Origin of the sequence: Streptomyces sp. NPDC058375 (genome assembly GCF_042723425.1) — a bacterium.
Taxonomy (GTDB): Bacteria; Actinomycetota; Actinomycetes; order Streptomycetales; family Streptomycetaceae; genus Streptomyces; species Streptomyces durocortorensis.
On record NZ_JBHXJG010000319.1, the window covers coordinates 1 to 6,876 of the forward strand.

Here is a 6,876-nt window from a genome sequence, read left to right on the forward strand (position 1 = left end):
CGGGGGCACAGGCACACCCTCGGCCACCGTGCGGGACCATGGCCCCGGCGGGCGGCACAGAGAAACAGGCGGAACAGGTAACGGGCGAAGGGGCATCACCATGGCTGCCGATCTATGGACGTCGGTCGTCTCGCTCGCGGGTGTGGCGCTGGGCAGCGGCCTGACGGCTCTCGCCCAACGAGCCACCCAGCCCTCGGCGGAACGCGTCGAGGAGCGCCGCCAGGCCGTGGCCACGACGGAGAGCCGCCGGTCCGAACAGCTCGACGTACTGAAGGAGTTCGTCGCCTGCGCCCAGGCCGCCGAGCGAGCCGCCTACCGCCGCCCCGATCCGTGGGGTGACGACGAGGACGGCTGGATGACTCAGACGGGCCCGGTGATGACCGCGCTGTGGACCGCGTCCGGCAATGTGACGCTCCTGTGCGACGAGGCACTGCGCGAGCCGGTGAGGACGTAACGCCACGCGCTGAACGCCGCCGTGTGGCGCGACATCGGGGACGTCGAGGTCAACGAGCATCTGGAGGAGGCGAAGACGGCGTTCATGGACGCGGCACGGGCGAGCCTCGCCGGCTCCTGACGGGTAAGGACGACGGGTAGGATCCCAGCCCCATGAAGGCATTGATCTCGGTCGACATGGAAGGCATCTCGGGGATCGTCCACTCCTTTGAGACGAACCCCGAGCGTTACGACTACCAGCGCGGCCGGGAGCTGATGACGGCCGAGGCGAACGCGGTGATCGCGGGCGTCCTGGACGCCGAACCGACGGCCGATGTGCTGGTAGCCGACTCCCACGGCACCTTCCGTAACCTCCTGCCGGAGCAACTCGACCGCCGGGCCCGCCTGGTGCGGGGCAAGCCGCGCGCACTGAACATGCTGGCCGGGCTCGACGCGGAGACGGACGCGGCGCTGTTCGTCGGCTACCACGTCCGCGCGGGGGAGGGCCCGGGCGTGCTGGCGCACACGATGAACGGCGAGATCCTGGACGTAAGGGTGGCGGGCCGCGCGCAGAGCGGCGATGTACGGATGACCGGCCACGCGCAGAGCGACGACGTTCGGGTGACCGGCCGCGAGCCGGGCGAGGACGTACGGACGACCACCCGCTCCCTGGGCGAGATCGGGCTCAACGCAGCCATGGCCGGCCACCTCGGCGTACCGGTCGTCCTGCTCAGCGGCGACGACGCGGCCTGCGCCGAGGCGGCCGACCTGATCCCCGGCACGGTCACCGTCCCGGTCAAGGAGGCCCTGGGCATGGCGGCCGCGGTGACCCTGCACCCGGAGGAGGCCCGGGACCGGCTGCGCAGGGCGGCGGCGGACGCGGTGAGCCGCCGCACGGAGATCCCGCTCCTGGTTCTCACCGGGCCACTGGAGGTGGAGGTCGACCTCGCGATCCCGCACACCGTCGACCTGGCGACGCTGGTCCCGGGCGTCTCGCGCACCGCGGGCGCCCGCACGGTCGCCTTCACGGCCCCCGACTACGGGACGGCGTACCGCCTGATCCTGCTGCTCGCGCAGCTGTCCACGATCAGGCCGGCTTAAGAGGCATCCGCGCCGCCGCGCACCTCGTCCAACGAGGTGCTCATGATCTGGGTGGCCCGCTCGAACCAGTCGGCGAGCACGGCGATCTCGTCTGGCCCGTACGCGGCGAACAGGGCGGCGAATCGCTGGTAGTTGGGGCCGTACACCTCGAAAAGCCGGGCGGCGGCGGTCTCGTCGGCGACCACTCTGACTCGTCGGCGGTCGGCCGGATCGCTCTGCCGACGTACGTACCCGGCGCGCTCGAGCCGGGTGATGACGCCGGTGATGGCGCCGGTGGTGAGGTTGGCGCGCTGCGCCAGCTCACCGGCGGTCGCGTCCCCGCGCCCTCGGCCTCCAGGACGAATCCCAGACAGGTCAGATCGGTGATGTTGAGCCCGAGCCGACCCGCGATGTCGTGCTGGGCGACGATGCCCAGCGCCATGAGCCGGTCCATCCGGGCATGCGCCTGCTCCGGGGTGGCGCTCGGCCGCTCCGGGGCGGCGTCCGGCCGTGACGTGCCGTCCACGCAGAAATTCCCTTAGCATCTAAGTAGTTTAGTTCGTGAGATAAGTCTTCTCTCGATCAGCCTACTGTTTGCTTCCTGGGGAGAGTCATGAGTGCACACGGCCACGTCGACCTGGGCCACACGGCCGCTGGCTGGGCGGGTACGGCGGTCGCGGTCATCGGCCTGACGCTCACAGGCATCGCCGTCACCTCGGTCTCCGCATCCCTGGCGCTCGTGGGCGCCGCCGTCACGCTCGGTGCCGGCGCGCTGACCTGGCTCCTCCAACTCGCCGGATGGGGCAAACCGAGCGGCCCCCGCCCCGAGAGCGAGTGGCCCTGGCGGATACGGGACCGCGCCGTCCGGCGGGGGCACCCGGACTGCCTGGGCTGCCGCCTGGCAGGACGCGGCGCACGCCGGTCCGAAAACGCCTCGAACACCGCACGGGTTGCCTCTACGATCACCGGGTGACGACCCAGGCGATCGTGCTGAACGGCGGCTCCAGCTCCGGCAAGTCCGGCATCGTCCGCTGCCTCCAGGCGGAGTTGCCGACCCCGTGGCTCGCCGCCGCGATCGACACCTTCGTGGACTCCCTGCCCGCGTCCCTGCGCACGACGGCAGCGGGCATCGCGTTCGCCGCCGACGGCGGCGTGACCGTCGGCGAGGAGTTCCGGAGACTGGAGGCGGCCTGGCGCGAGGGGGTCGCCGCGATGGCCCGGGCGGGCGCCCGCGTGATCATCGACGACGTGTTCCTGGGCGGCCCCGCCTCCCAGGAACCATGGCGGAAGGCACTGACGGGCCTGAACGTCCTGTGGGTGGGCGTCCACTGCGAGAGCGAGGTGGCCGAGGCCCGAGAGATCGCCCGGGGGGACCGCCCGAGGGGCATGGCCGCAGCCCAGGCGGAGAAGGTGCACCGAGGGGTGTCGTACGACCTGGAGGTGGACACGACACACACGGAGTCCCTGACCTGCGCGAGGACGATCGCGGCCCACGCAACCTGACCGCCCGACTGAGCGACCTGCCCTTGCACGCCTACACCCCCTCACACCTGGCTGGAGCGAGATGACCGACCTGTGGACCGGCGAGAGAGTACGCCTGCGGGGCATCGAACCCCAGGACTGGGAGGGCTTCCGGGCCCTGGCCCTGCACACCGTGGACGCCCGCAACGCCGACGTGGTCGAACCCCCGCGCTCGGACGAGAGCTTCCGCGCCTGGGCCACCGAACGCGCAGCCCGCACCCCGAACCCGTCCTCGTACCAACTGGTCATCGAGACCCGCTTCGAGCACGCCTTCGTCGGCGCGGTGTCGGTGGGCGAGACGGACGCAAGGGCGGGCCGCTTCCGTACGGGCATCGAGGTCACCCGGGAACACCGCCGCCAGGGCTACGCGGCCGAGGCCACCGAACTGGTCCTCACCTACATGTTCGCCGAACAGCGCTGCCACAAGTGCGAGGTGGAGGTGTACGCCTTCAACGACGCCTCCCTGGCCCTCTACCGCAAACTCGGCTTCGTGGAGGAGGGCCGCCTGCGCCAGCACGAGTTCTTCGCGGGCACGTACCACGACGTGGTCCTGCTGGGCATCACGGCGGACGAGTACTGGGCGGGACGGGCACGGCCTTCGCTGCGGTGAGGGCGTCAAGGTTTGGACAGCATGTTTGCTACCTGGTGACGGATCCATCCGTCTACACTCGCGCGCAGTTCAGTGCTGCTCGCAAGGACGTTTTCGAACTTCGGCCAGAGCACTCGTGTGCGCTCGACGGTCTCTGCCGCAATAGCTGCGAGGTCTGTGTGCGCGCTCCCCATACGATGGTCAAGTCGGGACTGAAGTCGTCTGAATGTGTTGAGACCTACGTTCGCGAAGTCTTTGCTTCCACCGAACTTCAGCCCCAGATCCTCGGGTACACCAGAGGGGGCGTAAGGGACTGTCGAAACGAGGTCGTACACAGGGGAAAGGGTCGGTACCCGCCGGTCGGTGTAGATGAGTGACCAGTTCTTCAGATGGGCATCGCCGTTTCCGATTGCCGTGGAGAAGGCAATGCGCCTGACAGCTTCGTGTAGTCCTGCAATATCCCGGCCGCGGTAGGCGAGAGCGGCGACTGTCTCGAAAGTTCCCTCGTACTTGTCCTGAGGATATTTGTCGCGAACTTGGGCGAAGTCTTCGATGTGAACTGGGGTGCGGTGGGCATCGGGCAGTCGGTCGAAGCGGCGTACCGCGTATGCCCACTCCTCGGCGTTGGGCCACATGCGCGGAGGAACTCCATCGAGCTCGTCGCGATGAACGAGGCGTACGTCTGGAGTGTCGATGCCCACGGACCGAGCCAGAGACATCATCGCGAATTCATTGCGTGGAACGTCCTTGTGGCGATAATCCGGGAACTTGACCAGCCAGTCGCCGTGCTGGCCGGCGGCGGGAACAGTAAGGCGGTCTCCTTGCGCCAGCATGGAGAACTTGAGCGCGACGCCAGCGAGGGAGAAGCGCCATGGCGATTCAGAGGTGAGGAATCGGGTTCCGCTGCTGCTGGCTTCTCCTTCTACCCAATCCCAGTCGTCATCCGGACCATCTGCTGTCATGACCTGCACTGCACCAGGAAGGTCGTGGCCAACTTGGGCAAGTAGTTCCATCTCGCGGTCGAGTGACACACCTCGGTCTTGGGCGATCCACTCACGTAGGGGGCCTTCGGGAAGTAGATTGGAAAACCACTTCGGTAGGCGGAGCGCGGAGGCATACGGCTTGTTCAATCCCTCCTCGAAACGCAAGCCGAGAACGGGCCGCAGCGGAGCGCTGAGGTAGGACTCGCTGAGTACGAAGCGAGTGTGGTCCCCTTTCTGACACAGAGTCCCGATACGCCGGCCATGCAGAAAAACCGCGAAGAACTTCTCAGGAAGTGGCGTCATTCGGCTAGGTCGTCCAGTTCGTCAAGATCGAGTGAGTCCAGTGAAGGGGTATCTTCGTAACTCCACTCGGCCATGCGATTAAGGAATTTTTGCAGCTGCCTCGTGACCGCCTCTTGTCGCTTGCTCAGGAAAGCGTTGCGGTTGCCGTTCAGGATTTCACTGATCATCGATTCGTCGATGCAGTGTGAAGCTAGGACTGCCTCCCATTCTCCATCGTCGAGATCGATCGGCTTCTGGCTGAGCAATACTGGGATCTCGTCGACAGGGTCCGAGGAGGTGGGCAAAAAAAGCCGGTTGGCCGCGAGGAGCTGCTGCTGCGGAGTAAGACCGCGAGGATAGATCCGATGAGCAGCCATGGCGGCGGTTGACTGGTCTCCCAGAAGGGTGGCGAGATCCTGCGCGTCAAACGGTCGACCTGTTACCAGCGAGCGAGGGCCGAGAGACCACCATGCGCTGAGTACGACCTTGGCGGTCGCTTCGTTGGTCTTGAACCGCACGGGGTTTGGTGGGGAGGTGGGAGCATCGGCCATAGCTGCGATGAGTCCGTGGACTGAGCCCCGCTCGTCGTCCTGCTTGATACGGGCCGACAGTACCCGGCCGACCTGGGTGAAACTGCCCTTGAAAACAGCCGGGCCGGCAACGGCTACGCGCCAGTACAGTCGACGTAGAAGTCGAAGAGTGTTCTCCTGCGGCTCGGGGAAATGTGCGAAGAAGCGACTGAGGACAACGAGGAGTGCACGATAGGCGAGGAGCGAGAGGTGGGGCACGCCAGCGTGCTTCTGGAGAAAGCTGACGGCGCGAACGAGGGCTTCTTCTCCCTCTGCGTATGCAGTGTCTCGGTCCTCGTCAGGGAACTCTCGTGGTGTGCGACGTCCGCTCTCCTCGAACTCGTTGCGGATGTCTCGAGCCGGGTCGGGGCCACGCCGGGCGAGGATCGCCGCAAGCACAGTGTCATCATCGATCGTTCCGAAGCCCGTGCGGTCGGCGACTCGATCGGCAATGCGAGACAGGGACAGACGGTTCTGGTGACCTTCCTCAGGGCCAGCGAAGAGAGCAGAGAAGATCTCAGCTCGGCTGAGCCGCTTCCCGTAGTTGTTCATCCTATCGAAGATGTCGGTAAGGATCTTCTCATCGTCCTGCCGTACCAGGTATGCCGGAACCTTGAACTGGCGCAGGATCTTGGCTACCCGGTCGGCCTCGTCGAAATATTCGAAGGCTGCTTGACCCTCGCCGCGGAACCAGCCAATTAGAATTTTGAGATCGAACAGAACCGGGAGCGGGATGTGCTGCGGTTCGAGGGTTTTCGGCTGCTGTACGAACTCCTTCGCCGCAAGGTCGTAATAAACAGAGAACGGGGCCTGGAGGTTGCCTCGCGGGGACAGAGCGTTGGCCAGACTTGTGATGCGCTGCTGACCGTCGACTACCCAGAGTGTTTCCTCCGATGCGGGGGCCTCGATCTTGAGGCGGCCGAGCATCAGTGTGTCGGCGGGGGAGCGCCTGACCCAGAGGAGGAGGCTACCGATGGGGTAGCCCTTGATGATGCTGTCGAAAAGCCGGATGACGTCTTGCGTGCCCCAGCGAAAGTCTCGTTGAAAGTGAGGCACGCGAACTTTCCCGCTCCACGCGTGAGTGACCAGGTCTTCGAGGTCGTACGTCGTCGCGCTGGGCTGTGTTTCGAGGCCTGCAGTGCCCATGCTCATCGCTCCTCCGACTGGCTGTGTGTCGTTAGTTTGACCGATTCGACCTTCATCGACAAATGAGTTCAGCCATTGACCGAGCTCTGCAACAACAGAGGCGAAAGCGCGGCCCCTCGAGCCTTCGCTCAAGGGGCGATCTGTATGAGTATGTCGCCATTGCGCATTGATATCAGAACCTGGCAGTTCAGGACCCACTCTACTCAGAAGCTACTTCCGGCTGCCCCTGACCACCCCGACGGGACGAGCGAGGGCTACCACCTCCATCCGGAGG

The 6,876-nt window shown here is 65.9% G+C and carries 7 protein-coding genes and 1 pseudogene; 5 read left to right on the plus strand and 3 right to left on the minus strand.

Translation table 11 applies throughout. The annotated features are described in order from the left end of the window. Positions 1-100: 100 nt before the first annotated feature. Positions 101-454, plus strand: coding sequence for a hypothetical protein (locus ACFWM7_RS32005; RefSeq protein WP_383267372.1), 354 nt, complete (start codon positions 101-103; stop codon positions 452-454). A 152-nt stretch (positions 455-606) separates the two neighbouring features. Beyond that, positions 607-1,533: a M55 family metallopeptidase gene (locus tag ACFWM7_RS32010; protein ID WP_383267375.1), complete on the plus strand. Its 927-nt coding sequence runs from the start codon at positions 607-609 to the stop codon at positions 1,531-1,533. Here ACFWM7_RS32010 and ACFWM7_RS32015 read toward each other — a convergent pair. Beyond that, positions 1,530-1,966, minus strand: a pseudogene (locus ACFWM7_RS32015) (MarR family winged helix-turn-helix transcriptional regulator). The gene ACFWM7_RS32010 and the pseudogene ACFWM7_RS32015 sit on opposite strands and share 4 nt — an antisense overlap. Before the next feature lie 159 nt (positions 1,967-2,125). Here ACFWM7_RS32015 and ACFWM7_RS32020 point away from each other — a divergent pair. The 3 genes from ACFWM7_RS32020 (at position 2,126) to ACFWM7_RS32030 (ending at position 3,643) form a co-directional block, all read left to right on the plus strand. Further along, the gene (locus tag ACFWM7_RS32020; RefSeq protein ID WP_383267377.1) at positions 2,126-2,485 is read left to right on the plus strand and encodes an HGxxPAAW family protein; all 360 of its coding nucleotides are present in this window, start codon (positions 2,126-2,128) and stop codon (positions 2,483-2,485) included. Further along, entirely contained in the window at positions 2,482-3,015 is a 534-nt protein-coding gene (gene cpt / locus ACFWM7_RS32025; RefSeq protein WP_383267380.1) for a chloramphenicol phosphotransferase CPT, read from the plus strand. Before ACFWM7_RS32020 ends, cpt begins: the two co-directional genes overlap by 4 nt. Before the next feature lie 61 nt (positions 3,016-3,076). Then, positions 3,077-3,643 (plus strand): GNAT family N-acetyltransferase, encoded by a 567-nt coding sequence (locus tag ACFWM7_RS32030; RefSeq protein WP_383267383.1) that lies wholly within the window; start codon positions 3,077-3,079, stop codon positions 3,641-3,643. Between the two features lie 5 nt (positions 3,644-3,648). Here ACFWM7_RS32030 and ACFWM7_RS32035 read toward each other — a convergent pair whose 3' ends face one another. Both ACFWM7_RS32035 and ACFWM7_RS32040 read right to left on the minus strand, forming a co-directional pair. After that, positions 3,649-4,908, minus strand: a complete 1,260-nt coding sequence (locus ACFWM7_RS32035) for a type II toxin-antitoxin system HipA family toxin (RefSeq protein ID WP_383267386.1) — start codon at positions 4,906-4,908, stop codon at positions 3,649-3,651. After that, on the minus strand, positions 4,905-6,602 hold the full coding sequence (locus tag ACFWM7_RS32040) for a DUF262 domain-containing protein (RefSeq protein WP_383267388.1): 1,698 nt from the start codon (positions 6,600-6,602) through the stop codon (positions 4,905-4,907). The genes ACFWM7_RS32035 and ACFWM7_RS32040 overlap by 4 nt, the downstream gene beginning before the upstream one ends. Between the last annotated feature and the right edge of the window lie 274 nt (positions 6,603-6,876).